This is a genomic window from Micromonospora sp. NPDC002575 (genome assembly GCF_042889525.1).
Classification (GTDB): domain Bacteria; phylum Actinomycetota; class Actinomycetes; order Mycobacteriales; family Micromonosporaceae; genus Micromonospora; species Micromonospora carbonacea.
Genome location: NZ_JBIARA010000001.1, coordinates 749,827 through 774,397 on the forward strand (window position 1 = coordinate 749,827; position 24,571 = coordinate 774,397).

Genomic DNA, 24,571 nt, shown 5'->3' on the forward strand with positions numbered 1-24,571 from the left:
CCGGTCGTCGGCCGACCCGCCCGTTCGCCTGGTTATGGGCGTTGGTCTATCCCCCTAGCGTGTCGGGGCGTCCAACAACGAGCGGGGGTTTGTGTGTTGCGTCGGATGACAACACGTCGAAAGACGGCGGCAGGGGTGTCGGCCCTGGCCGTGGTGGCCGGGCTGGCGGTCGGTGCGCCCGCGCGGGCGGCCGACGAGTTCGGCACCATCACCCGGGAGGGCATCGCCCTCCAATATCACCGGGTGGCGAAGGCGGTGACCCCGGTGAAGGGGACGGGTGCCACCCGGTCCGACTTCGACGGCGACGGCCGCGACGACCTGGCGGCCTCGGGCGATCCCTTCGAGACCAATCTGCCCCAGTATCCGACCGGCGTGGTGGTCGTGCGCTACTCGTCGGCGCCGCAGGTCGACTACTTCTTTGGCGTGCTGTCGTCGGAGGGCGGGTGCGGCTGCTTCGGCACGGCGCTGGTGGCGGGCGACTTCAACGGCGACGGCTACGACGACCTGGTGATCGGCGACTCGGACGAGGTGGACCCGCGCAACAAGACCCACGCGGGCGGGGTCTGGGTCATCCCGGGCAGCGCCTCGGGCCTGGTGGTCGGCGCGGCGGGCCACTTCAACCAGAGTTCGCCGAACGTGCAGGGCGAGCCGGAGAGCTACGACCGGTTCGGTGGCGCGCTCGCCACCGGCGACATCAACGGGGACGGCCGCGACGACCTGGCGATCGGCGCGTACGGGGAGGCGATCGGGGACAAGGCGGACGCCGGCTCGGTCTACGTCCTGTTCGGCGGGTCGGGTGGGCTCACGGCCACCGGCTCCCAGTATCTCCAGCAGGACCAGGCGGCGGTGCCGGGCGCTGCCGAGCCCAACGACCACTTCGGCTTCTCGCTCGCGATCGGCAGGGTCGACAACAACAAGTACGCGGACCTGGTCATCGGCGCGCCGCACGAGAACGACGGCACGTCCTGGGACGGCAGCGGCATGGTCACCCTGATGTGGGGCTCGGCGAGCGGCGTGTCGACCACGGGCGCGACGTCGGTGACCGGCGCGGCGGTGCACCCGGCGACGGGCGACGAGTTCACGATCGCCTGGTACCTGGGCGAGACGCTGGCGATCGGCGACGTGAACGGCGACGGGCTCGGCGAGGTGATCGCCGGCGCGCCCAGCGCGCAGACCCCGCACATCACGGGCGGGCTCATCGCCGCGTTCACGGGCCGGTCCGGCGGCCTGTCCGCCAGCGCCGTCAAGATCATTACGCAGCGCACGGCGGGCGTGCCGGGTGATCCGGAGGCCGAGGACCGCTTCGGCGGCTCGCTCGCAGCCGGCGACGTGACCGGCGACGGCAAGGCGGACGTGCTGGTCGGCGTACCCGGCGAGGACATCGGCTCGACGGACAGCGCCGGCATGATCGTCCTGCTGAAGGGCTCCTCCTCGGGCCTCACGGGCACCGGGGCGCAGGGCTTCGACCAGAACCACTCGGTGGTGCCGGGCTCGGCCGAGCGCGGGGACCGGTTCGGGGCCTCCGTCGCGTTGCTGAACCTCGACGGCGCCGGCGCGCTGGACGCCGTCGTGGCGTCGACCGGCGAGGAGGTGGCGTCGGACACGGCTGGCTACCCGTCGGGGTCGATCGCCTCGTTCTTCGGGTCCAGCGGCGGGCTCGTGCCGCAGACCACCTCGTGGAGCGGCGCGTCCCTGCGCACCGACCGCGCCTGGCCCCAGCGCTACGGCCTGCGCATCGCGGGTCCGCAGAGCGGCAGCTCGTTCTACTGATCCGGCGACCTCTGCGGATCGGGCGGCCGTTACCGCCCGCGCTGGGAGAAGGGCCGGCCCCCCGTCCGGGGCCGGCCCTTCTTCCGCGTCCGCCCCGGCCCGGCGTCGTCCGGGGGTGCGTTCGGTACGGTCCGGGGCAGCGCCGGCACGCCACGCCCGGTCGTACACATGTTCTATCCACAGCCTGTGGACGGGCGGAGGGTCCGATGAGTTACCAGATCAGCGCGGTGGTGGCCGATGTCGAGCTGCTCCGCGAGCGGACCGCCGACCTGGACCACGCGGTGCTCGCCGCGCTGCGGCAGGACTTCGCGCTGCTGCCGGTCACCCCGCAGCTCGTGCAGGAGCTGACCGGGGCGCTGCCGGATTTCGCCGCCACGGAGCCCGGCCCGGAGCAGCCGTTCGAGCTGGTGCTGTCGCCGGCCCTGGCGGGGCTGTTCGCCGGGTGGTCCCGGTCGGGGCCGGTGGCCTACCTGGAGGCGGAGTTCTCGGGGGGCCTCGGCCGGCAGGCGTCGGTGGTGTGGCTGGCCGGCGCGGTGAGCTGGGGGCCGCACTTCGACGACGTGTTGGACGCCCCGCGCGGGCAGTGGCCGCTGAACGCGGCGTTGACCCGCATCGGCGCGGAGCCGGGGCGGTGGATCGACCCGTTCGCCGAGCTGGGCCTGCACCTGGAGCGGAACACCGCCGGCTGGCTGGCGCACGGGCGGCGCGGGCTGACCGCCGACTACTGGGACGAGCTGGCCGAGGAGTGGGAATTCGGGGAATCCGGCGATCGGCAGCAACCTGAGCGCCCCGGTCCCGTTGGGGACTGGGGGATTCCATGAAATTGCGACAATTCGTTTTCATTGCGACACTGCTCGCGGCTGCCTCGATCGCCGGCAGCGGCGTACGTCCACAGGGGCCGGTCGACGCCGGAGGCGACGCGCGCCCGCCCGGCCCGCCGCCCGACGCCGGCCGGTCGGCTGCCGGCAAGGACGTCGACGAGGTCGTCGACCTCAACGGCCTGACCGACGTCGAGTTCGGCGACACCGAGGACGAGCTGACGCGGCGCGGGATGCTGACGTCCGACGTGGACACCTGCGGGCCCACCCTCGCCGGCCACGGCGCGGTCAGCCCGATCTTCGTCGACGACCGGCTGGTGCTGCTCTGGCTCGACGACCCCGTCCACACGGCGGAGCGGGTCAACGTCCGCACCCCGCAGGGCATCGGCGTCGGCACGCCGGTCGAGGAGGTCCGGGCCCGCTACCGGGCGGTCAGCCCGCTCGACGCGCCACGGCGGACGTACCGGTTCGACGGGCTGCTGGCGCGCAGCGGCGACCGCGCGTACCTCTTCCTGCACGACGGGCGCACGGTCCGGAAGATCATCGCAGGGTACGCCGACTGGGCCCGCCGCCTCTTCGCCGAGGGCTACGGCCCCTGCTGACCCGAGGGCTACGGTCCCTGCCGACCCGAGGGCTACGGCCCCTGCCGAGCCGGGCGGTCCGGCTCCCACTGACAGCTTGACCGGCGCGTACCCGATCATGGGTTGTGCGGACGCGGGCCGGACGGTAGAGACGACGCATGCGTCGGGTAACCATGGTCGTCCTCTCGGTGGTCTGCGTGACCCTGCTGGGCGTCGTCACGAACGTCGCCACCGGGGCGCTGCCCGACGAGTGGACGCCGCACCTGTGGCTCGCCTGGCCGGCGCTCGCCGTGGTGGTCGTGGCGCTGATGGTGGTCGAGATCCGGCGGGCCCGCGAGTCCGCGCCGGTGACCGGCGTGGCCGCCGCGCACGCCCGCCGGGTCCTGCTCGACCGGGTCCGTCGGTACTGGATCACCAGCGTGCTGGAACGCTCCCTGCACCGCGAGGCGCGCATCCAGCTCGGCGTCACCGCGTCGGCCGACGACCGGCGGTACCCGTGGACGCTGCGGGCCACCCACCGCGACGGCTTCGCGGGCGTCCTCGACGGGGGCGCGTCCGTGGCGGGCCTCTTCGAGCGGCTCGACCGGGCCGTGGTGATCCTCGGCGCGCCCGGCTCCGGCAAGACGACCACCCTGCTCGAACTCGCCCGGGAACTGATCGCCGTGGCCGAGCGGGACCCGGACGCCCCGGCCCCGGTGGTGCTGAACCTGTCGTCGTGGGCCACCCGACGCCTGCCACTGGAGCAGTGGCTCGCCGCCGAGCTGACCGAGCGCTACGGCATCCCGGCCCGGCAGGCGACCGCCTGGATCGAGGCCGGCGCGGTCCTGCCCCTGCTCGACGGCCTCGACGAGGTGGTCGCGGCCCGCCGCGACGAGTGCGCGGCGGCGATCGCCGCGTTCCACGCCCGGCAGCCGCTCACACCGATCGCGATCTGCTGCCGCGAGTCGGAGTACCGGGAGCTCCGCACCGGCCTGCCCGTCTACGGCACGGTGACGATCCAGCCGCTGACCCGGCCGCAGATCGAGCGGTACCTGGACCGCTCCGGGCCCGCCCTCGCCGGCCTCCGGGCCGCCCTCGCCGCCGACGAGGGCCTGTGGGAGTTCACCGGGTCGCCCCTGCTGCTCGCCATCATGGGCCTGGCCTACGCCGACGGTCCCGGCCCGACCGACGGTCCCGGCGGTCGCCGCACCCGCCTCTTCGCCCGGTACGTCGAGACGATGCTGCGGCACCGCCCGCACCCGGCGTACCGGCCGGATCAGGCCGTCCAGTATCTGACGGTGCTCGGCCACCAGTTGAGCAAGCGCCAGCAGAGCATCTTCGTGCTCGACCTCGTCGCCCCGACCTGGTCGCCGTTCTGGGTCGGCCACGGCGCGGACCTGCTCAGCCGGGCGCTGGCCAGCGTCGCCGTGGGCGGGCTGGTCGCCCTGCTCGGAGCCGGGCTGCTCGGCTGGCCCGGCCTCGTGGTGGGACTGGCAGCCACGACGCTGACCATGCTCGCTCTGGCCCACGAAGATTACGACGACCTCGAACTGATCGCCTCCCGGGAACGCCGGCCGGAAGACCGGGCCATCCGGGTCAACTGGGTGACCGGCACCGCCGACGAGCTGCGCGACGTGGCCGGCAACGCCGTCGTCGGGTGGGCGACCGTGGCCGCGGCCCTCCTGGTCGGGCTGGCCTTCGGCCTCACCGACGAGCTGCGCGGCTGGCCGGGCCTGCTCGCCGACTTCGCGTACTGGCTCGGGTTGCTGCTGACCACCCTGGTCGCCCTGGCCGTCACCCGCGCCATGCTGTTCGACCTCTACCTGATCGGCCCGCCCGGCGGCGCGCCGCGGCGCGAGATCCCGAGCCCCGCCCTGCGGCAGCGGCTCCGCTTCGCCGCGACCGGCGCACCGCTGCTGGGCGTCGTCACCGGCGCCCTCGCCGGGTTGCCCGTCGGCCTGGCCCGCACCGGCGTCGACGGCCTCCGGTACGGGGCGGTCGTCGGGGTGTTCGCCGCGTCGTACCTGCTGGTGGCCGTCGCGCTCGGGCCGCTGGCCGAACAGTGGCTGGTCCGCCGGCGGCTCGCCCGCGACGGCGTCCTGCCCCGGCCGCTGCGGCCGTTCCTCGACTACGCCGTGCAGTGCCTGTTCCTGCGGGACGTCGGCGACGGCTACATCTTCGTCCACCGAGAACTGCTGGAGTTCTTCGCCGACCGGCTGACCACGTCCGACGCCCAGATGCTCTCCCGCCCGTGAGATCGGATTGCGGATAACAGCGCCGCGGATCTCGGACAGCAGCACACCTCCCCCTACGGCATCGTTCGGTGTCGGCGCCGTTTTGACGTCGACGACCACGCCGAGGAGCAGATTGTGCTGACCATCGCCAAGAATCCGATTCCGGACCTGAGCGTCACGGGCGCCCTCGACCCCTACGCCGAGCAGATCGAGCAGGCGTTCGGCAAATACGAGCAGACGACCGGCGAGGAGTTGGCAGAGCACGAACGACAGGCCATCCTGGCGCAGCTCATCACCTGGTCCGGCCCCGAGGAGAAGGAGTCGTTCCCCAACTGGGCGCAGGCCGTGCGGGCGGCCCAGATGCGGGTGAAGACCGGCGGCTTCCTGGGCGAGCGCAACACCACCGTGGTGAAGTCCCGCAACGAGGGCCTGTTCAACATGGCGATGGGCAGCGTCAACTGGGCCAACTGCGGAAAGACGGCGGAGAACATCCTGACCGAGCTGAAGAAGCAACACCCCACCTTCGTCGGCGGCATCGAGTCGGGAAAGTCGGAGAAGATCGGCTCGGGTGCCGGGAAACGGTTGCTGGAGCTTCTCCGCGAGGTGCCGCAGCAGGGGCAGATCCTGCTTCTCGACTGTTCCTTCCCGTCCGTGCACACCTTCCTGTTGGAAATCCACCCGAACGGCAACCGCTACCTGTGCCAGGGCTACCAGGGCACCTACTACGCGAGCTGGTGGACGGGGAAGGACGAGGGGGGTCTGCTCGTCGGCGAGCAGCAGGATGTGAAGGTCAGCAACGATGACCGGGAGCGGCTGCGCCGGACGCGTGAGGACTGGGGCCTCGGCCGGTCCGTCAACCCCAACCGGTACGACGAGACCGTCGTCCTGCTGGCGGAGGCGTTCGACAAGGCGGCCCTGCCGGACATCGGCGAGGGCGAGTACGAGGGCATCAAGGTCGAGAAGCTGCGGCGGCTGGAGACCGCCGCGTGGGAGGTCTTCGCCACGTACTGGCTGGGGCTCCCGTTCTGCCCCGTGCAGCGGGAGACGGACAGCATCGCCAAGCGCACCCAGCGCCCCGAGATCGAGATCACCACGATCCTGGTGCCGGACGTCACCAAGAACGCGGGCACGTCGGTGACCGTCCCGGTGGTGCCCAACTCGATCAAGGGCTGACCTGAGCATGGGCTGACCTGAGCGAGGCGGAATGCGGAACGCCCGGTGCGATCCTCGCGGATCGACCGGGCGTTCTCGCCTGTCACGAGCGGTGGCGGCGGGATTTGAACCCGCGGAGGGCGTAAACCCTCACACGCTTTCGAGGCGTGCTCCTTAGGCCACTCGGACACGCCACCGCCGACGAGGGTACAGGACCCCGGGCGCGGATGCCGAACCGGTATGCCCCCGGCCGGCCTGGCAGGATCTTTGCCATGAGTACGCACATCGGCGCGAAGCCGGGAGAGATCGCCGAGCGGGTCCTGATGCCGGGCGACCCGCTGCGGGCCAAGTGGATCGCGGAGACCTACCTCGAGGACGCCAGGTGCTACTCGACGGTCCGGGGCATGCTGGGCTTCACCGGCCGCTGGAACGGGGTGGAGGTGTCCGTCCAGGGGTCCGGCATGGGCATGCCCTCCGCCTCGATCTACGCCCACGAGCTGATCAACGAGTACGGCGTGAAGACCCTGATCCGGGTCGGCTCCTGCGGGGCGCTGTCCGAGGAACTGAAGCTGCGGGACGTGGTGGCGGCCAACGGCTCGTCCACCGACTCCAACATGAACCGGGTGCGCTTCGCCGGGCTGATCGACTACGCCCCCGTCGCCGACTTCGGGCTGCTGCGTACGTCGGTGGAGGTGGCCGAGCGGCGCGGCATCACCATGCGGGTGGGCCCGGTCCTGGCGGCGGACGCCTTCTACACCGACCGGCCGGACCTCTACGACAGCCTCGCCGACTACGGCGTCCTGGCCGTGGAGATGGAGTCGGCGGCGCTCTACACGATCGCCGCGCGGTTCCGCGCCCGCGCGCTGACCCTCCTCACCGTGAGCGACCACATCAAGACCGGCGAGAAGACCACGTCGGAGGAGCGCGAGCAGACCTTCTCCCAGATGGTCGAGATCGGCCTGGACGCGGCGATCGCCTGAGCAGTCCCACCCGCCCCGGCGTGCCGCCCGACGCTGGCGTGCCGCCGGAAGATCGTGCTCGATCGGGGATCGAGTGGCATCGGAGCGTCGCCGAGGCCACTACATCCCGGATCGAGCACGATCTCGCCCGGGTCGGGTGCCAGCAGACGGTCAGCGGAAGAAGGCGCGCAGGACGGCGGAGTTCTCCGCCTCCAGCACCCCGCCGTAGACCTCGGGGCGGTGGTTGAGCCGCCGGTCGCGCAGGACGTCCCAGAGCGAGCCGGCGGCCCCGGTCTTGGGCTCCCAGGCCCCGAACACGACCGTCGCGACGCGGGCCAGCACGATGGCGCCGGCGCACATCGTGCAGGGTTCCAGCGTCACCACGAGGGTGCAGCCGTCCAGCCGCCACCGGCCCAGGCGTTCGGCGGCCCGGCGCAGCGCCAGCACCTCCGCGTGCGCGGTCGGGTCCCCGGTCAGCTCCCGCTCGTTGCGCCCGGCGGCCAGCTCGGCGCCGTCGGGGCCGTAGACGACGGCACCGACCGGCACGTCGTCGGCCGGCACGTCGTCGACCGGCACGGCACCGACCGGCTCACCAAGGCGAGCCGCGCCGACGCCAGCCGCACCGACGCCAGCCGCACCGTCGGCCGACGTGTCGGCGCGGACCGGATCGGGGCCGGTGACCGCGATCTGGAGGGCGCGCCGCATCCACAGCTCGTGCCGCTGCCGGCGACCCGCGCCGCCCAGGCCGGTGCCGCCCAGGCCAGCGCCGCCCAGATCCCCGCCGCCCAGATCCCCACCGTCCAGATCGGCGAGGCCCAGATCGGCGAGGCCCAGATCGGCCAGGCCCTCGTCGGCGCCCGGCCCGACCCGCCGGACCGCCCCCGGGGTCGGCTGTCCCGGCCGTACGCCCTCCAGCGCCGGGTCGGTGGCGTCCGCCGGCTCAGACGCCACGCAGCTCCTCGACCTCGTCGGCGCAGCCGAGGACCTGGCACACCTCGGCGGTCACGTCGGCCGGCAGCATGCCCTCGTGGGCGCAGAGGCGCAGCAGCCGCTGCGCGGAGATGCCGAGGTCGGCGAGGAGGTCGGCGTCGCCGACCGGGTCCGCCTCGGGGTCGACGGCCGGCTGCTCGCTGTCGTCGTCGCCGGTGCTCGGGCGGGGCTCCTCGGTGTCGTCGAAGCCGGTGACCGACCCCTTCAGGTCGCCGACCAGCAGGGCGCCGAGCCGGGACTCCTCGGCGTACGCGGAGTCGGAGCCGAACACCCGCAGGTCCTCGCCCTCGTCGAGGCGCAGGATGACCAGGTAGGCGTCGTCGGCCTCGACGAAGAGCAGCGACAGATCGGCGTCGGGCTCGACGTCCCGCAGTCGGTCGGCGACCTCGTCGACGTCGGTGGCCCCGCGCAGGTTCACCTCTGCGGCGGTCCAGCCGCCTCCGTCGCGCACCGCGGCGGCAGCGAAGTACGACACGGTTCCCCCAAGTTTGCCTCGGCACAGCACGCCGACTCGTTACGCGTGCACGTTAACCGGTCGGGTCGGCAGGCGACCGGTCAACGCCCCGAAGGGCCGGTCATTCCTGTGGAAAGTGTGGCGGTCGGCCGCAGCCGTCAGCCCGCGACCCGGCGTCGGGTGGCGATGAGCTGCCGCAGCCGTTCGGTGCGCGCGCGCTGGGGCCGTTCCCGCTCGCGTCCCGCTCTGGCCCCCGCCAGCTCGGCGAGGATCTGGAGGCGGCGGCGGCTCCGCTCGGGGTCGAGCCGCGGGGTGGTCCAGGCCATACCGCCGAGCGTGCGCCGTCGAAGCGGGTACGTCAAGACGGGATTCGGTGCGCAGCCGGCCGGCGACCGAGGGTGGCAGCGCGGGCCGGCCGGTCCGGCCGGGCGGGGCCCGTCACCACAGGGGCCAGTCGCCCGTCGTCGCCCAGGTCACGGCCACCACGGCGGCGGCGACGCTCCAGCCGCCGGCCGTGACGATCGCGACGCCGGTGGCGACGCCGCGGTCGCCGTGGCGGGCCAGCGCCAGGGCGGCCAGCCAGGCCAGCCCGCCGGCGACGACCGTCCACCAGGCGTACGTGGGGACGTCGCGGCCGAGGAGGGCGAACAGCACGAGCCAGGCGGCGGTGACGGCCGCCCCGGACGCGATCGCCGACCCGGTCACCGGGTGCGGTTCGCGCCAGGTCGGCCGCGACGGCGGCCCGGAGGGGAAGAGCCCCGACGGGGTACGCGAGCCGGGGTGGGCCGGCTGCTCCGGGTCGGCCCAGTCGGGGTGGGCCGGCTGCCAGGTCATCACCGCACTCCGTCCGCCGGTTGCCGCGGGGCACGGGGTGGACACCCCGGACCGTACCCTCCCCACCGTAGCGGTTCTGCCAGGATGGGCGGATGTCCTCGCGCTTCCCGCGTCGGCGTCGCCCGGGCGCGGCGTACCCGGTGCTGTTGCTGCTCGCGCCGGTGCTGGCCGCCGGTTGCGGCGCGCCGCCGCCGAACCGCACGCCCCGGGCCGGCTGGGTGGCGCCGACCGGGATGGTCACCGGCGGGCAGCCGGCCGGCCCGCCGGCGTCGGCGTCGCCGATCGCGCCGTCGGGGAGTGTCGCGCCGTCGCCCAGCCCGACCCGCACCGGCCTGCGGCACGTCTTCCCGGTGCGCGCGGGCAACGTCGCCTACCACCCGACCCACTCCGCCTATCCGGGGACGGACATCTTCGCCGACTGCGGGGAGCCCGTGGTGGCGGTGACCGACGGGACGGTCCTCGAAGTGAGCCGGGTGGACCGGTTCGACAAGCGGGGGCCGCTGGGCCCCCACAACGGCGGCCTGTCGGTGTCGCTGCTGGGCGACGACGGGGTGCGCTACTACGGCTCGCACCTGAGCGCGATCGCCGACGGGATCGACGCCGGCACGCGGGTACGCGCCGGGAGGCAGCTCGGCCGGGTGGGCCGCACGGGCAACGCGAACAACGTCTGCCACCTGCACTTCGGGCTCTCCCCGCAGTGTGCGGGGAGAGGCGACTGGTGGATCCGGCGCGGGGTGGTCTGGCCGGCCCGCTATCTCGACTCGTGGCGGCGCGGCGGCAACCGGGAGCCGGCCGCCGAGGTGGCCGCGTGGCGTCGCAAGCACGGCTGCCCGAAGGCGCCGGCCGGCACCGACTGAGCGGGTCGCTGGGAGCGGGACCAGGGACGGTCCAATCGCGACATCCCGGCTCAACCGGTCGCACACATTGACGGACGTCTCGGATACCGGTTAACGTCCCGGCCATAGAGAGCGCTCTCACAGGTAACGAACCCTCCCAATCCCGACCCAGCGCCGACGCCGGCCGGTCCGGCGCACCCGCGCGATGGAGGCACCCGTGACACCTCCCACACCACACCGCCGCCGCCTCTGGGCCCTCGTCTCGTCCACCGTCCTCGCCCTCGCCACCGGCGGCCTCGCCGTGGCCGTCAACACGGCCCCCGCCCAGGCCGCGTCCGTCGGCGCGGGCAGCTACACCACCACGCCCGTCGGCCCGCTGCCCTCCGGCTGCGGGCAGCTCTCCACCAACCCCCGCCAGCACGTCACCGCCGACGCCCCCGCCGGGGCCGTGCCCACCAACGACTGGTGGTCGTCGCTGCTGTTCAAGCGCACCGACTGCGCCTTCAGCGAGCCGCTGCACGCCCACCCGCTGTCCTACGACACGTTCACCGACGGCCTCGGCTTCTCGGCCAACTCGACCCCCGCGATCAGCGGCACGGCCACCGGGGTCGGCGAGTTCCACTACCCCTACACCCAGGACATCCGCGTCGGCGTCGCCGGGCTCGCCGCACCGACGGTGAAGGTCGCCGGCTGGACCGACTGGACCGTCACCCCGTACTGGAGCGACGGCGCGCGCACCCTGCGCGCCACCATCGGCCACGGCCTGCCGTTCGCCTACTTCCAGGCCACCGGCGGCGACGCCGTCGTCAACGCCAGCAGCACCCCGACCGTGTGGTCCAACAGTGGCGCGACCATCGGCTTCACCGTCGCCGGCCACGACTACGTCGCGTACGCGCCGAGCGGCGCGAGCTGGACGGTCAGCGGGGGCCGGATCTCGTCCACCCTCGCGGGCAAGGGCTACTTCTCCGTCGCCCTGCTGCCCACCACCGCCGGCAGCACCGCCGCCGAGCGCACCAGCCTCGCCGCCACCTACGGCCGGTACGCGCACGCCCACGTCACCGGCACCCGCGTCTCGTACGCGTACGACCAGGCGGCCAGCCGCCTGACCACCACGTACGCGTTCACCACCACCCCCCGGGAGGGCACCGCCACGCAGACCGTGGTGAGCCTCTACCCGCACCAGTGGAAGGCGCTGACCGGCTCCACGCCGATCACCCAGACGTATCCGTCGGCGCGCGGCCGGATGAAGGTCCTCACCGGCGTCAACCAGTTCCGCACCGCGATGACCTACCACGGGGTGCTGCCCGAACTGCCGGCCGTCGGCGACGGCTCCGGCGCCGACCTGACCACCCTGCGTGACCAGCTCGCCGCCGTGCGGGGCAACCCGATGGACCAGCGCGGCGGCGACACGTACTGGACGGGCAAGGGCCTCGGCCGGGCCGCCCGGATCGCCGAGGTGGCCGACCTCGTCAACGACACGGCCACCCGCGACAGCGCGCTGAACGCCATCCGGAGCACCCTCACCGACTGGTTCACCGCCTCGCCCGGCAAGACCGCGAAGGTCTTCTACTACGACCAGAACTGGGGCACGCTGATCGGCTACCCGGCCTCGTACGGGTCCGACCAGGAGCTCAACGACCACCACTTCCACTACGGCTACTTCATCGCCGCGGCGGCAACCCTCGCCAAGTTCGACCCACAGTGGGCCACCGACGCCCGCTACGGCGGCATGGTCGACCTGCTCATCCGCGACGCCGACAACTACGACCGCAACGACACCCGGTTCCCGTACCTGCGGGACTTCGACATCTACGCCGGCCACGACTGGGCCTCCGGGCACGGCTCGTTCGGCGCGGGCAACAACCAGGAGTCCTCGTCGGAGGGGATGAACTTCGCCAACGCCCTGATCCAGTGGGGCCAGGCCACCGGCGACACGGCCGTCCGCGACGCCGGCATCTTCCTCTACACCACGCAGGCGGCGGCGATCCAGGAGTACTGGTTCGACCACGCCAACGAGAACTTCCCGGCCGGGTTCGAGCACTCGACGGTCGGCATGGTCTGGGGCGACGGGGGCGCGTACGCGACCTGGTTCAGCGCCGAGCCGGAGATGATCCAGGGCATCAACCTGCTGCCCGTCACCGGCGGCCACCTCTACCTCGGCTACGACCCCGCGTACGTCCGCACCAACTACGCGGAGCTGGTGCGCAACAACAACGGGCAGCCGACGGTGTGGCAGGACATCCTCTGGCAGTTCCAGGCGCTCGGCGACGCCGGCACGGCGCTGTCGAACCTGCGGGCCAACCCCGGCTACACGCCGGAGGAGGGGGAGAGCCGCGCGCACACCTTCCACTGGATCCGCAACCTCGCCGCGCTCGGCACGGTCGACACCACGGTCACCGCGAACCACCCGCTGAGCGCCGTCTTCACCCGCAACGGGGCGCGGACGTACGTGGCGTCGAACATCACCGCCGCGCCGATCACTGTGCGGTTCTCCGACGGCGCCACGCTCACCGTGGGGGCCGGGAAGACGGCCACCACCGGGGCGTACACGTGGAGCGGCGGCAACGCCGCCGGGGGCGTGCCGCCGACGGGCACCCCGAGCCCCACGCCGACCACCAGCCCGACGACCAGCCCGAGCCCGACGCCGACCACCCCGCCGCCGTCCGGCTCGCCGACGCGCTACCTGCTCGCCGGGGGCGGGCTCGGTGCGGCCGGCGGCGCGGGCACCACGACGGTGGCGGCGGCCAACGGCAACCACGACGGCACCCCGACCAACGCCCAGGTGTTCACCGCGACCGGCCTCAACTTCGCGTACACCGGCGGGCAGACCACGTTCGACCTGTTCCTCGACGCCGGCACCGCCGTCGGCAACGGGGTGCAGGTGCGGCTCTCCTACGACCTCACCGGCAACGGGAGCTGGGAGCGGGTGGAGACCTACCGCTACTTCGCCACCGACCCGGTCCCCGGCTACGAGCACTACACCCAGGCCGCCGGGCTGCACTCCAGCAGCGGCACGCTCGGCAACCTCGCCAACGGCACCGTGAAGGTGGAGGTCTGGTCGGCCATCGGCGGCAGCCCGAGCACCCTCGGCCTCGGCAACCAGTCGGTCGTGAAGCTGCCGTACTCCTGATCCTCGCTGCTCCGACGCACCACCCGCGCCGCCGGTCGTACCCCCGACCGGCGGCGCGGGCGCGTAGGTTGCAGGGCATGACCGACCGGGACCCCATCGCCGACCTGCGCCGGATCGCGTTCCTGCTGGAGCGGGCCAACGAGGCGACCTACCGGGTGCGGGCGTTCCGGTCGGCGGCGTCGGCCCTGGCCGCGCTGCCGGCGGCGGAGCTGGCCGAGCGGGCCCGCACCGGGAAGCTGACCGAGCTGGCCGGCGTCGGCGACGTCACCGCCCGCTGCGTCGCCGAGTCGCTGGCCGGCGAGGAGCCGGTCTACCTGCGCCGGCTCGTCGCCACCGAGGGCACCGACCTGGACGCCGCCGCCACGGCGCTGCGCGAGGCGCTGCGCGGCGACTGCCACACCCACTCCGACTGGTCCGACGGCGGCTCGCCCATCGAGGAGATGGCGCTCGCGGCGGTCGAGCTGGGCCACGAGTACGTCGTGCTGACCGACCACTCGCCCCGGCTGAAGGTGGCCCGGGGCCTCACGGCGGACCGGCTGCGCCGCCAGCTCGACCACGTGGCGGCGGTGAACGAGGCGCTGCCCGAGGGGTTCCGCATCCTCACCGGCATCGAGGTCGACATCCTCGCCGACGGCTCGCTGGACCAGGAGGAGGAGCTGCTGGCCCGCCTCGACGTGGTGGTCGGCTCGGTGCACAGCGGCCTCAACGACGAGCGGGGCAGGATGACGCGGCGGATGCTGACGGCCATCGCCAACCCGCACCTGGACATCCTGGGCCACTGCACCGGCCGGATGGTGTCGTCGCGCCCGGCCGGGGTGCGGGGGCCGGGCGACCGGGCGCACCGGCCGCGTACCCGGGCCGAGAGCGACTTCGACGCGGACGCCGTCTTCGCCGCCTGCGCCGAGCACGACGTGGCCGTCGAGATCAACTCCCGGCCGGAGCGGCAGGACCCGCCGAAGCGGCTGATCCGGCGGGCGCTGGAGGCGGGCTGCCGGTTCGCGATCGACACGGACGCGCACGCGCCCGGCCAGCTCGACTGGCAGCGGTTCGGCTGCGAGCGGGCGGCCCTGTGCGGCGTGCCCGCCGACCGGGTGGTCAACACCTGGCCGGCGGAGCGGCTCGTGGCGTGGGCCCGGGGCTGACCGGCGGGCGGCCCGACGGACGCCGGGTCAGCGGGCGGCGACCGGGGCGGCCGGCGGGGCGACGTCGACCGGCCGGGCCCGACCGCGCGGGCCGAGCAGGCCCTGGGTCACCGCGACCCCGGCCAGCACGATCAGCGCGCCGACGGGCTGGTGCCAGGTGAGCCGCTCGTCGAGCGCCAGCGCCCCGATCAGCACGGCGAAGATCGGCACGAGGTAGGTCACCGTGGAGGCGGTGCTCGCCCCCGCCACCCGGATGTTGCGCAGATTGATCACGAAGGCCAGGCCGGTGCCGAGCGCGCCCAGCGCGAGCACGCTGGCCAGCGCGCCCGCCGACAGGTCGGTCGGCAGCGGCGGCGCGCCCGCCGCCAGCGGGCCGACGACGGCGAGCTGCGCGGCCCCCAGCACGAGCTGGGTCGCCGAGAGCGAGAGGCCGGAGTGGGCGCTGCCCGCGACGAACCGCTTCTGGTACGGGATGGCGAAGCCGTAGCAGGCCGCCGCGCCGAAGCACATGAGCTGACCGGTGAAGTGGGCGCCGCCGACGCCCGCCCAGACGCCGAGCACCACGAGCACCCCGGCGAAGCCGAGCCCCAGCCCGACGGCCTTGCGGGTGGTCAGCCGCTCGGTGCGGAACACCAGCACCGCCATCGGCAGCACGATCAGCGGCGTGGTGGCGTTCCAGATCCCGGCCAGCATCGACTCGACCCGCTGCTCGCCGTAGCCGAACAGGGTGAACGGCACGGCCACGCCCAGCGCGGCGACCACGAACTGGTGGGCCCAGATCCGGGGCTCGCGGGGCAGCCGGTCGCGCAGCAGCGGCAGCGCGACGAGCAGGGTCAGCGCACCGGCGGCGACCCGGTAGAGGGTGAGGTGCAGCGGGTGCAGCTCGCGGACGCCGACCTTGATGAACAGGAAGCTGGAACCCCAGATCACGGCGAGCGCGAGGAAGCCGGGCAGCCAGCCGCGCAGCGCCGACCTGTCAGGGGTGGCATCGGGTCTCACCCCTGACACTCTGCCGCAGGGGTACGACGATGTCGCGCGGTTTCCCGCCACCGTGTCCGCCACCACAGGAACCACCTACAGTGGTGGTGCGTTGACCAGCCGAGGAGGTGCCCCCGATGGCGATGCCGATGCGTTTCGACCCGCTCGTCGACCTCGACGGGATCTGGACCACCCAGCTCGCGGAGCACTACCTCCCGCTGCCGGAGCTGCCCGATGTGCGATACGAGTGCATCGACGGAAGGTTGGTCATGACGCCCGCTGAGGTCGGCACGAACAGTTACGCCGAGGGAAAGCTGATCCGCATCCTGGGCCCCACCGCCGAGTGCGCTGGCTTCTACGTGTACGGCCAGGTCAACCTGACCTTCACGCCGCAGCGCTGGATCCAGCCGGACGTCACCGTGCTGCACGGCCTGCCGAAGAACGACGAGGAGGACCGCTGGATCCCGGCCCGCCTGTGCACCATGGCCGTCGAGTTCGTCTCGCCCGGCAGCCGGCGGCAGGACTTCGTCGACAAGCCGCGCCGGTGCGCGGCGGCCGGCGTGCCGTACTTCATGCGGGTCGAGGTTTCCCGCCGCCTGCAACGCGCGGTGGTCGAGTTGTTCGCCCTCGGCACGTCTGGCGTCTACGACACCGTCGCACGGGCGGTCAGCGGAGAGCGGCTGCGGGCCGACGCGCCGTTCCCGATCGACTTCGACCCGGCCGAGCTGCTGCCCTGAACACGGCAATCACGCTCGACAACCGCCCGGCCCGGTCGCGTAGTGTCACCCCGTGGGACGAATCGATGACCTCGCCGACCGGTACGTCGCCGACTGGGCGCCGCTGAGCCCCGTCGGGGCGACCTACGTCGGCATCGCCGGACACGACGACCAGCTCGACGACCTGTCGCCGGAGGGCTACGCCGCCCGGGCGGAGCTGACCCGGCGCACGCTGGCCGACCTCGACGCGACCGAGCCCGAGTCCGAGTCCGAGCGGACGGCCAGGGAGGCCATGCAGGAGCGGCTCGGCCTGGACCTCGCCCGGTACGAGGCGGGCGAGACGACCAGCGAGGTCAACGTCATCGCCAGCGGGCTGCACGACGTCCGCATGGTCTTCGACCTGATGCCCACCGAGGGCGAGGAGGCGCAGGCCAACATCGCGGCCCGACTCAACCGGTTCGCGGGCGCCCTGGAGGGCTACAAGACGACGCTGCGCGAGGCGGCCGGCGCGGGCCGGGTCAGCTCGAAGGCGCAGCTCGTCGAGGTCGCCAAGCAGTGCGACGTCTGGACGGACCCGAACGGCGACAACTTCTTCCACGGCCTGGTGGAGCGGCTCGGCGTCGACGGCACGCTCGGGGCGGAGCTGCGCCGGGGCGCGGCGGCGGCCACCGCCGCCACCGCCGGGTTCGGCCAGTTCCTGCGCGACGAGCTGGCCCCGCTGGGGCGCGACAAGCAGGCCGCCGGCCGGGAACGGTACGAGCTGGCCTCGCAGTACTTCCTCGGCGCGCGCGTCGACCTCGACGAGACGTACGCCTGGGGGTTCGCGGAGCTGGCCCGGCTGGAGGCCGACATGCGGACGGTGGCCGCGCGGATCGTCGGGCCGGGCGCGACGATCGACGAGGCGGTGGCCGCGCTGGACGCCGACCCGGCGCGCACCATCGCGGGCAAGGAGGCGTTCCGGGACTGGATGCAGGCGCTGGCCGACAAGGCGATCAGCGACCTGCACGGCACCCACTTCGACATCCCGGAGCAGGTGCGCCGCATCGAGTGCTGCCTCGCCCCGACCAGCGACGGCGCGATCTACTACACGGGCCCGAGCGAGGACTTCTCCCGGCCGGGGCGGATGTGGTGGGCGGTGCCGCAGGGCGTCACCGACTTCTCCACCTGGCGGGAGGTGACCACCGTCTACCACGAGGGCGTCCCGGGCCACCACCTCCAGGTCGCGCAGACCGCCGTCCGGGCCGACCTGCTCAACCGCTGGCAGCGCCTGCTGTGCTGGGTCTCCGGGCACGGCGAGGGGTGGGCGCTCTACTCCGAGCGGCTGATGGACGAGCTGGGCTACCTGGAGGACCCGGGCGACAAGCTCGGCATGCTCGACGGGCAGGCGTTCCGCGCCGCCCGGGTGATCGTCGACATCGGCATGCACCTGGAGCTGGAGATCCCCAAGGACAACCCGTTCGACTTCCACCCGGGCGAGCGGTGGACCCCGGAGCTGGGCTGGGAGTTCATGCGGGCGCACTGCCGGGTGCCCGACGAGAACCTGCGCTTCGAGCTGAACCGCTACCTGGGCTGGCCGGGGCAGGCCCCGTCGTACAAGGTCGGGGAGCGGATCTGGCTCCAGGCCCGGGAGGACGCGAAGGCCCGCAAGGGCGCCGACTTCGACCTGCGGGAGTTCCACCGGCAGGCGCTGGACCTCGGTGCGCTGGGGCTCGACCCGCTGCGCCGGGCGCTCGCCCGCCTCTGAGCCCGCACGGGACACGACGGCCGAGGCCCAGGGGTGTGGCCCCGGCCGTCGCGTTCGGGGGCCGGCTCAGGCGAGGTCGAGCGTCAGCGCCGGCTTGCCGGTGAGGACGTCGCACTGGACGTACGCGAGGTCGATCACCGGGTCGGTGAAGGTGATCGGGATCGGCGAGGTGATCGGGATGCCGTCGGGGAACGGCAGGTCGGGCGTGAGCGTGATCTTGATGCCGAGCAGCCGCCCGACGAACCGGGTGGCGTAGAACGCCACGTCGCCCTGGACGGTCAGCCGGTCCGTGACGTACCGCTGGCTGCGACCACCGGGGCCGTCCGCCAGGAGCCGGAAGTCGTCGGTGACCCCCTTGGCCATGCTGAACTTCAGCGCCTTGAGCGTGCCGTCGCCGGTCGGCAGGTCGACGATCCCCTCGAAGCGCAGCCCGGTCATGGTGACCTTCGAGCCGGTGAGCTTCGACGGCTTCGCCGCGACCCGGGGCTGGCCGGGCTCGGGGGCGATCCTGGGCAGCGGCTCGCCGGGCTCGACCTCGGCGGGCTCGGTGGGCTCGGGGGTGGCGCAGCCGTCGCCGGGCTTGCCGGGGATGGCCGACGTGTCCGGGGTCGGCTTCGCCGAGGCGGTCGGCCGGGCGGTGGCCGTCGGTCCGGCGGTCGGTGCGCCGGTGGTGGGCGCGGTGTCCCCCGGCTCCGGGCTCGCGGCCGGCCCCGTGTCGTCGCCGCCGCCGGTGAACAGGTCGCCGATGCCGTCGAGGATGTCGGTGAGCACGTTGCCCCCGGGCGCCTTCTCCGCGCTGGGGCTAGGACTGGGGCTGGGGCTCTTGCCGGCCGGGCGGGACGCCGACGGCTCGGGCTCGGCCGGGCGGGTGGCGGGCGGGGTGGGGCACGCCGCGGCGGGGGCGGCCTGCACCGGGGCCTGGTCGCGCAGCGCCAGCGCCCCGGCGGCCGAGACGCTGAGCAGCACCAGGGTGATCGCCAGCAGCCTCGGGTCCCGCTGCGCGTCGCGCCGGCCCGGGCCGTCCCCGGCCGGCCGGGGCTGCGGGCGGCCGTCCGCCCCGACCACCGGCAGCACCTGGGTGCTGTCGTCGCCCCGGCCGGCGGGCGGCGACTCCGGCTGCGGGGGCGGCGCGGCGGCCGGTCGGCGGGCGGGCATCCAGGCGAAGCCGAGGGCGCTGCCGACCATGCCGAGGAGCAGGCCGACGAAGAAGCCGCCGAGGTTGACCCCGATGAGCGAGAACACGGCGGTCACGGCGCCGACGATCGCGTAGAACATCCGCTGCTGCAGGCTGAACCACATCAGCATTCCGCAGGCCACCAGGATCACCGGGATCAGCCAGGACAGGAAGCCGGTGGGGCCCATCTGGAAGCTCAGGCCGCTGAGGCTCATCTGGGTGGTGGAGAAGATCTCCAGCCCGGCCAGCGCGGTGAACAGGCCGCCCCAGAAGGGACGGGCCCGACGCCAGCGGCGGAAGTTGCGCCACGCCTGGCTGACCCGGCCCGGCTGGGCGTGCTGCGGGTTGGCGGTCGTCACGTACTCCTCCTGGCGGTGCTCACTGGCGACGAGAGAGGGCCGGGGCCCGTGGCAGGCACCCCCACGAGCCCCGGTGGCTAGCTCAGAAGCATTCCTTGGCGGCGGCGCCCACGTTGACCTTGAGCTTCAGCCCGTTGAGGGTGAAGATCGCGGCGCTGGTGGAGCGGGCCACCTGCTCCAGGTCGGTGATGGTCACGCTGTCGGCGCTCTGGCCGAACGACTTCGCGGTGGCCCCCTCGTTGAGGTCGGTGGCGTCCCGGCCGATCTTGATGTTCTTGAACTCGGCGTCGCCGCCCAGGGAGTCCATGTCGATGAGCAGGCCCTTGGCGGTGGCCGGGTTGCCGCCGCCACCGGCGTTGATGGTGAGCACGATCGGCAGGTCCGGGATCTTCACCGACTGGCACAGGTCGTAGAGCTTGGCGTCCGCGATCTCGGACACCGCCACCGGGTGGGCGGTGCCGTCCTTCTCCTTGACGAACCCGCCGTACTGCTTGAAGCCGGTGCCCTCCAGCTTCGAGGCGCCGACCTTGAAGGTCTGGCCGGAGACGGCGAACGACGCCGCGATCGCGCCGTTGGCCATGCCGAAGACGATGGCGCCGGCGACGGCGGTCGCGGGCACCATCATCGCGGCGAACCGCCGCCAACGGGTGCCGCCCTGCTCCAGACGGTCTTCCGAATCCTTCACGAGGTCCTCCTCGGACGGGGGTCACCGAGCGCGCGATCGCGGCTCGGGGGGTGGGGGAAGCTGCGGTGGCTGCTGCGATCCGCTGGCCGGACGGCGCGCGCAGCGTGCGGTTTGGATGCTGCCGCGAAGCGACCCAGGTCACAAGACCCTTGCTACCGACGGGTAACTCGCCCGCGCCACCAAGATCGGATATGGTCACCATCGGTCAGCGCCAGCCCCGAGACCCGACTGGACAAACCGGCCCGAGTGCGACAGGCGGCGCGGTGAGGCTCACGCGACGTAGCCGTGATACCCGCCGGTAACTTTTTGGTAACGGGAACCTGCCAGACCGCTGAGAGTGATCCATCGACCGCCCTTTCAGGCGGGTGGCGGTCCCGGCCCGGGAGAATCCCGCTTGGCCAGCCTCCCGGAGCCCGACGGACACCCGGTGCGCCGAACGCCGACACGCTGCCCGGACACGGCCGGGGACGCAGACTGCCGGACGGCCCCGCCGTTGGCTACCGTAGGTGTCTCCCGCCCGGGTGGGAGAGGCTCCCACGTGGTACGTACCGATCGAGGTTGCTGTGACTCTGTACGGCGAAACACGACCGCCCGCCGACGACCGGCCGACCGTCAAGGTGACCGCGGTGAGCTGGCCGGTCGACGAGCCGGACCCGGTCGCACCGGCAGCCGCACCGGCCACGGGCGACGCCGGGCCGGCCCGGCGCAGCCGCAGGCTGCGGGTCCTGCTCGCCGCCGGCGTCGGCACCGCCGTCCTGGCCACCGTCGGCGGGGTGGGCGCCTACGCCTACGCCGGCGACGTCCCGCGCGGGACGACCGTGCTCGGCACCGAGCTGGGCGGACGCAGCCGCGCCGACGCGATCCGCGAGCTACGCGCGGAGCTGGAGCGGGCGGGCACCCCGGCCACCCCCCTGCGGGTGACCGTCGGCGAGAAGAGCCTGGAGTTCGCCCCCGCCGACGTGGGGCTCGCGGTGGACGTCGAAGCGACCGTGGACGCGGCGGCCAAGGCCCAGGCGCACCCGGTGAGCCGCCTCGTCGGCTCCCGCGCCGTCGCCCCGGTGGTGACCGTCGACGCCGCCCGGCTCGACGCCGCCCTGCGCAAGGCGGCCGGCGATCAGACCCGCGAGTGGACCGTGCCGGCCATCATCTTCACCGGCACCACCCCCAAGCCGGTACGCCCCAAGTCGGGCCTCGCGCTCGACCCGCAACGCTCGGCCCAGGCGGTCCGCGATGGCTGGCTCTCCGGGCAGCCGGTGACCGTGCCGCTGGTGGAGAGCACGCCGGCGACCAGCGCCGAGGAGGTCGACAAGCTCGTCGCCGAGCTGGCCCGCCCCGCCGTCGCCGCCCCCGTCACCCTCGACACCGACAAGGGTTCCGTCGCCATCCCGCCGGCCGCCATCGCCCGGAGCCTGCGCTTCACCGCCGACGACGCCGGGAAGCTGACCCCCCGCGTCGACGTGAAGCGGCTGCGGGCCGCCCTCGGCGACAAGCTGGACGCCATCGAGACCGAGCCCCGCGACGCCCGGATGACGGTCACCGGAGGCAAGCCGAAGCCGGTCGACGGGCGCCCCGGCCAGCAGCTCGACAGCGCCGCGCTCAGCCGCGACCTGCTCGCCGTCCTGCCCCGCGCCGACGACCGGAAGGTCACCGGCCGGCTCAAGGAGACCCAGCCGAAGCTGACCACCGAGAAGCTGGCCGGGCTGGGCATCGTCGAGCGGGTCTCCCGGTTCACCACCCACTTCACCGGCGGCCTGTCGTCGCCCCGCAGCCAGAACATCGTCCAGATCGCCAAGGACGTCGACGGGACGGTGGTGCTGCCCGGCGAGACGTTCTCCCTCAACGGCCACACCGGCGAGCGCGGCTACGCCCAGGGCTACCAGGACGCCCCGGTGATCCTCGACGGCAAGCTCGTCCCCGGCGTGGGCGGGGGCACCTCCCAGTTCACCACCACCCTGTTCAACGCCACCTACTACGCGGGCCTGGAGGACGTCGAGCACAAGCCGCACTCCTACTGGTTCAGCCGGTACCCGCCGGTCATCGAGTCGACGATCTTCTGGCCGAACCTCGACTTCAAGTTCCGCAACAACACGAAGTACGGCGTCCTCATCGACACCTCCACCACCGCCAGCTCGGTGACCGTGTCGATCTGGAGCACGAAGATCTACGACAGCGTCAAGACGGAGTACGGCCCCCGCCGGGACGTCACCAAGCCGAAGACGATCCACCTCAAGCCCGGCCCGTCGTGCATCCCCAGCAACGGCATCGACGGCTTCACCCAGGACGCCTTCCGGGTCATCAAGAAGGACGGCAAGGTGGTCAAGCGGGAGAAGTTCACCTGGCGTTACCTGGCCGAGCCCCGCTACGTCTGCGGCGGCCCCGCCGACTGAGGCCCGCCCCACCCCGGACACACCGATGCCCCGCCGGCACCTCGCCGGCGGGGCATCCCAGTTTCGAGTACGCGAGACGCGCCCCGCCGCCCACAAGAGGCGCTCAGGGCCGCGCGTCGGCCAGTCCCTGGCGTACGCCGTCGGCGTCGCGGTCGGTGCCGTACACGGGCGTGTCGGGCTGCTGCCGCCAGCTTTCGTCGAGGGTGCCGGCGTCCACCGGGTCGAAGCCCAGGGCATCGACCAGTTCCATCACGACGCGCTTGGCGTCGGCGTCGTCGCCGGCCACCGGCAGCCCGATCCGGTCGGACGCGCCGGCCGGTCGCCCGTTGTCCATGAGGTGCTGGGCCCGGATGTTGTTGAACGCCTTCACCACCCGGGCGCCCTTCAGGTGCTCGGCCGTCCAGCGGCTGGAGCTGAGGCTGCGGTCCAGCAGCTCGGCGATGTCGCCGTCCCGCTGGGGGTAGTAGTTGTCGGCGTCCACCACGATCCTGCCCTCGAAGATCCCGGCTGGAAGATCCGGCACCGCCCGCAGCGGGATGGCCACCACGACCACGTCGGCCCGCTCGACGGCCTGCTCCAGGGTTCCCGCGGTCGCGCCAGTCTCCCGCGCCAGGTCGCCGAGGGACGCCGGTCCCCGCGAGTTGGTGACCGTCACGTCGTGGCCCAGGGCGCTCAACCGACGGGTGAGGGTGCCACCGATGTGCCCCGACCCGATGATTCCGATCTTCATGACCACTCCTGCCTCCGCCTCCCGGCGGTCAGATCCGGTCGGACTGTGGGCAGGTACCCCGACCGGCGCGTCCCAACAGTGTTGGAGGGGAACGCCACGTACGGTTTTCCGGCCACGGTCACGGGGAACGCCGCCGACGGCGGGCCCCGAACCGACGCTACCGAGCCCGACGGCACCGGCGGGAGCATTCGGGGGAATGGTTCTGGAAACGGTTCAGGGCCACCCCAACCGGGGTGGCCCTGAACGAAAGAATGTCCGGCGGTGTCCTACTCTCCCACACCCTCCCGAGTGCAGTACCATCGGCGCTGGAGGGCTTAGCTTCCGGGTTCGGAATGTAACCGGGCGTTTCCCCTCCGCCATGACCGCCGTAACTCTATGAACATATCAAACAACCCTACACGGGTGGGTGTCTGTTTGTTCAGAGTTGCACAGTGGACGCGTAGCAGCTTTGTAGTCAAGTCCTCGGCCTATTAGTACCGGTCAACTCAACCCGTTACCGAGCTTACATCTCCGGCCTATCAACCCAGTCGTCTAGCTGGGGGCCTTACCCCACCAAAAGTGGGTGGGATACCTCATCTTGAAGCAGGCTTCCCGCTTAGATGCTTTCAGCGGTTATCCCTTCCGAACGTAGCCAACCAGCCGTGCCCCTGGCGGGACAACTGGCACACCAGAGGTTCGTCCGTCCCGGTCCTCTCGTACTAGGGACAGCCCTTCTCAAGTATCCTACGCGCACGGCGGATAGGGACCGAACTGTCTCACGACGTTCTAAACCCAGCTCGCGTACCGCTTTAATGGGCGAACAGCCCAACCCTTGGGACCTGCTACAGCCCCAGGATGCGACGAGCCGACATCGAGGTGCCAAACCATCCCGTCGATATGGACTCTTGGGGAAGATCAGCCTGTTATCCCCGGGGTACCT

At 72.8% G+C, this 24,571-nt stretch carries 19 protein-coding genes, 1 tRNA gene, 2 rRNA genes and 1 pseudogene; 12 read left to right on the forward strand and 11 right to left on the reverse strand.

Going from position 1 to position 24,571, the window contains the following annotated elements:
• Nucleotides 1-105 precede the first annotated feature (105 nt).
• The 5 genes from ACFYWL_RS03435 (at nucleotide 106) to ACFYWL_RS03455 (ending at nucleotide 6,555) form a co-directional block, all read left to right on the forward strand.
• Entirely contained in the window at nucleotides 106-1,770 is a 1,665-nt protein-coding gene (locus tag ACFYWL_RS03435; RefSeq protein ID WP_386966604.1) for a hypothetical protein, read from the forward strand.
• A gap of 206 nt (nucleotides 1,771-1,976) precedes the next feature.
• Nucleotides 1,977-2,591 (forward strand): hypothetical protein, encoded by a 615-nt coding sequence (locus tag ACFYWL_RS03440; protein ID WP_386966606.1) that lies wholly within the window; start codon nucleotides 1,977-1,979, stop codon nucleotides 2,589-2,591.
• Entirely contained in the window at nucleotides 2,588-3,190 is a 603-nt protein-coding gene (locus ACFYWL_RS03445; protein WP_386966609.1) for a hypothetical protein, read from the forward strand. The genes ACFYWL_RS03440 and ACFYWL_RS03445 overlap by 4 nt, the downstream gene beginning before the upstream one ends.
• A 137-nt stretch (nucleotides 3,191-3,327) precedes the next feature.
• Nucleotides 3,328-5,403, forward strand: coding sequence for an NACHT domain-containing protein (locus ACFYWL_RS03450; RefSeq protein WP_386966611.1), 2,076 nt, complete (start codon nucleotides 3,328-3,330; stop codon nucleotides 5,401-5,403).
• A gap of 114 nt (nucleotides 5,404-5,517) precedes the next feature.
• The gene (locus ACFYWL_RS03455) at nucleotides 5,518-6,555 is read left to right on the forward strand and encodes a hypothetical protein (protein WP_386966613.1); all 1,038 of its coding nucleotides are present in this window, start codon (nucleotides 5,518-5,520) and stop codon (nucleotides 6,553-6,555) included.
• A gap of 89 nt (nucleotides 6,556-6,644) precedes the next feature.
• Here ACFYWL_RS03455 and ACFYWL_RS03460 read toward each other — a convergent pair.
• Nucleotides 6,645-6,731: transfer RNA gene (locus ACFYWL_RS03460), tRNA-Ser, on the reverse strand.
• Nucleotides 6,732-6,806: 75 nt separating this feature from the next.
• On the opposite strand from ACFYWL_RS03460, the gene deoD reads away from it, so the two are divergent.
• Entirely contained in the window at nucleotides 6,807-7,514 is a 708-nt protein-coding gene (gene deoD, locus ACFYWL_RS03465; RefSeq protein ID WP_386966616.1) for a purine-nucleoside phosphorylase, read from the forward strand.
• 150 nt (nucleotides 7,515-7,664) lie between these two features.
• On the opposite strand, the gene ACFYWL_RS03470 is transcribed toward deoD, so the two are convergent.
• The 4 genes from ACFYWL_RS03470 to ACFYWL_RS03485 form a co-directional block, all read right to left on the reverse strand.
• Entirely contained in the window at nucleotides 7,665-8,198 is a 534-nt protein-coding gene (locus ACFYWL_RS03470) for a nucleoside deaminase (protein ID WP_386966783.1), read from the reverse strand.
• Between the two features lie 235 nt (nucleotides 8,199-8,433).
• Nucleotides 8,434-8,958: a tRNA adenosine deaminase-associated protein gene (locus ACFYWL_RS03475; RefSeq protein WP_386966618.1), complete on the reverse strand. Its 525-nt coding sequence runs from the start codon at nucleotides 8,956-8,958 to the stop codon at nucleotides 8,434-8,436.
• 137 nt (nucleotides 8,959-9,095) lie between these two features.
• A complete protein-coding gene (locus ACFYWL_RS03480) occupies nucleotides 9,096-9,263 on the reverse strand; it encodes a hypothetical protein (RefSeq protein ID WP_176734415.1) in 168 nt (55 codons plus the stop codon).
• 112 nt (nucleotides 9,264-9,375) lie between these two features.
• Nucleotides 9,376-9,771: a hypothetical protein gene (locus tag ACFYWL_RS03485; protein WP_386966620.1), complete on the reverse strand. Its 396-nt coding sequence runs from the start codon at nucleotides 9,769-9,771 to the stop codon at nucleotides 9,376-9,378.
• 233 nt (nucleotides 9,772-10,004) lie between these two features.
• Here ACFYWL_RS03485 and ACFYWL_RS03490 point away from each other — a divergent pair, with 233 nt between their 5' ends.
• From ACFYWL_RS03490 to ACFYWL_RS03500, 3 genes are all read left to right on the forward strand, one after another.
• The gene (locus ACFYWL_RS03490) at nucleotides 10,005-10,628 is read left to right on the forward strand and encodes a M23 family metallopeptidase (RefSeq protein ID WP_386966786.1); all 624 of its coding nucleotides are present in this window, start codon (nucleotides 10,005-10,007) and stop codon (nucleotides 10,626-10,628) included.
• A 196-nt stretch (nucleotides 10,629-10,824) separates the two neighbouring features.
• On the forward strand, nucleotides 10,825-13,737 hold the full coding sequence (locus ACFYWL_RS03495) for a glycosyl hydrolase (RefSeq protein ID WP_386966623.1): 2,913 nt from the start codon (nucleotides 10,825-10,827) through the stop codon (nucleotides 13,735-13,737).
• Between the two features lie 77 nt (nucleotides 13,738-13,814).
• A complete protein-coding gene (locus tag ACFYWL_RS03500; RefSeq protein ID WP_386966625.1) occupies nucleotides 13,815-14,879 on the forward strand; it encodes a PHP domain-containing protein in 1,065 nt (354 codons plus the stop codon).
• Here ACFYWL_RS03500 and ACFYWL_RS03505 read toward each other — a convergent pair.
• Nucleotides 14,768-15,878, reverse strand: a pseudogene (locus ACFYWL_RS03505) (DMT family transporter); the annotation flags it as partial. The gene ACFYWL_RS03500 and the pseudogene ACFYWL_RS03505 overlap by 112 nt on opposite strands.
• 116 nt (nucleotides 15,879-15,994) lie before the next feature.
• On the opposite strand from ACFYWL_RS03505, the gene ACFYWL_RS03510 reads away from it, so the two are divergent.
• The gene (locus tag ACFYWL_RS03510) at nucleotides 15,995-16,594 is read left to right on the forward strand and encodes a Uma2 family endonuclease (RefSeq protein WP_386966628.1); all 600 of its coding nucleotides are present in this window, start codon (nucleotides 15,995-15,997) and stop codon (nucleotides 16,592-16,594) included.
• 52 nt (nucleotides 16,595-16,646) lie between these two features.
• Nucleotides 16,647-18,317, forward strand: a complete 1,671-nt coding sequence (locus ACFYWL_RS03515; protein WP_386966630.1) for a DUF885 domain-containing protein — start codon at nucleotides 16,647-16,649, stop codon at nucleotides 18,315-18,317.
• A 66-nt stretch (nucleotides 18,318-18,383) separates the two neighbouring features.
• Here the strand turns inward: ACFYWL_RS03515 and ACFYWL_RS03520 are convergent, their stop codons facing one another.
• Nucleotides 18,384-19,850, reverse strand: coding sequence for a DUF6114 domain-containing protein (locus ACFYWL_RS03520; RefSeq protein WP_386966633.1), 1,467 nt, complete (start codon nucleotides 19,848-19,850; stop codon nucleotides 18,384-18,386).
• 82 nt (nucleotides 19,851-19,932) lie between these two features.
• On the reverse strand, nucleotides 19,933-20,475 hold the full coding sequence (locus tag ACFYWL_RS03525) for a DUF6230 family protein (protein ID WP_043966355.1): 543 nt from the start codon (nucleotides 20,473-20,475) through the stop codon (nucleotides 19,933-19,935).
• Nucleotides 20,476-21,098: 623 nt separating this feature from the next.
• On the opposite strand from ACFYWL_RS03525, the gene ACFYWL_RS03530 reads away from it, so the two are divergent.
• Nucleotides 21,099-22,922, forward strand: coding sequence for a VanW family protein (locus tag ACFYWL_RS03530; protein WP_386966635.1), 1,824 nt, complete (start codon nucleotides 21,099-21,101; stop codon nucleotides 22,920-22,922).
• Between the two features lie 103 nt (nucleotides 22,923-23,025).
• On the opposite strand, the gene ACFYWL_RS03535 is transcribed toward ACFYWL_RS03530, so the two are convergent.
• From ACFYWL_RS03535 to ACFYWL_RS03545, 3 genes are all read right to left on the reverse strand, one after another.
• Nucleotides 23,026-23,652, reverse strand: coding sequence for an NADPH-dependent F420 reductase (locus tag ACFYWL_RS03535; RefSeq protein ID WP_386966637.1), 627 nt, complete (start codon nucleotides 23,650-23,652; stop codon nucleotides 23,026-23,028).
• A gap of 253 nt (nucleotides 23,653-23,905) precedes the next feature.
• Nucleotides 23,906-24,022 (reverse strand): 5S ribosomal RNA (rrf, locus tag ACFYWL_RS03540).
• A gap of 80 nt (nucleotides 24,023-24,102) precedes the next feature.
• Nucleotides 24,103-24,571 (reverse strand): 23S ribosomal RNA (locus ACFYWL_RS03545); the annotation flags it as partial.

Excerpts from the sequence above, each read along its gene's own strand:
- ACFYWL_RS03435 (WP_386966604.1), top strand. The coding sequence starts at position 106 with ATGACAACACGTCGAAAGACGGCGGCAGGGGTGTCGGCCCTGGCCGTG.
- ACFYWL_RS03440 (WP_386966606.1), top strand. The coding sequence starts at position 1,977 with ATGAGTTACCAGATCAGCGCGGTGGTGGCCGATGTCGAGCTGCTCCGC.
- ACFYWL_RS03445 (WP_386966609.1), top strand. The coding sequence starts at position 2,588 with ATGAAATTGCGACAATTCGTTTTCATTGCGACACTGCTCGCGGCTGCC.
- ACFYWL_RS03450 (WP_386966611.1), top strand. The coding sequence starts at position 3,328 with ATGCGTCGGGTAACCATGGTCGTCCTCTCGGTGGTCTGCGTGACCCTG.
- deoD (WP_386966616.1), top strand. The coding sequence starts at position 6,807 with ATGAGTACGCACATCGGCGCGAAGCCGGGAGAGATCGCCGAGCGGGTC.
- ACFYWL_RS03470 (WP_386966783.1), bottom strand. The coding sequence starts at position 8,198 with ATGCGGCGCGCCCTCCAGATCGCGGTCACCGGCCCCGATCCGGTCCGC.
- ACFYWL_RS03480 (WP_176734415.1), bottom strand. The coding sequence starts at position 9,263 with ATGGCCTGGACCACCCCGCGGCTCGACCCCGAGCGGAGCCGCCGCCGC.
- ACFYWL_RS03485 (WP_386966620.1), bottom strand. The coding sequence starts at position 9,771 with ATGACCTGGCAGCCGGCCCACCCCGACTGGGCCGACCCGGAGCAGCCG.
- ACFYWL_RS03490 (WP_386966786.1), top strand. The coding sequence starts at position 10,005 with ATGGTCACCGGCGGGCAGCCGGCCGGCCCGCCGGCGTCGGCGTCGCCG.
- ACFYWL_RS03500 (WP_386966625.1), top strand. The coding sequence starts at position 13,815 with ATGACCGACCGGGACCCCATCGCCGACCTGCGCCGGATCGCGTTCCTG.
- ACFYWL_RS03510 (WP_386966628.1), top strand. The coding sequence starts at position 15,995 with ATGGCGATGCCGATGCGTTTCGACCCGCTCGTCGACCTCGACGGGATC.
- ACFYWL_RS03525 (WP_043966355.1), bottom strand. The coding sequence starts at position 20,475 with ATGATGGTGCCCGCGACCGCCGTCGCCGGCGCCATCGTCTTCGGCATG.
- ACFYWL_RS03535 (WP_386966637.1), bottom strand. The coding sequence starts at position 23,652 with ATGAAGATCGGAATCATCGGGTCGGGGCACATCGGTGGCACCCTCACC.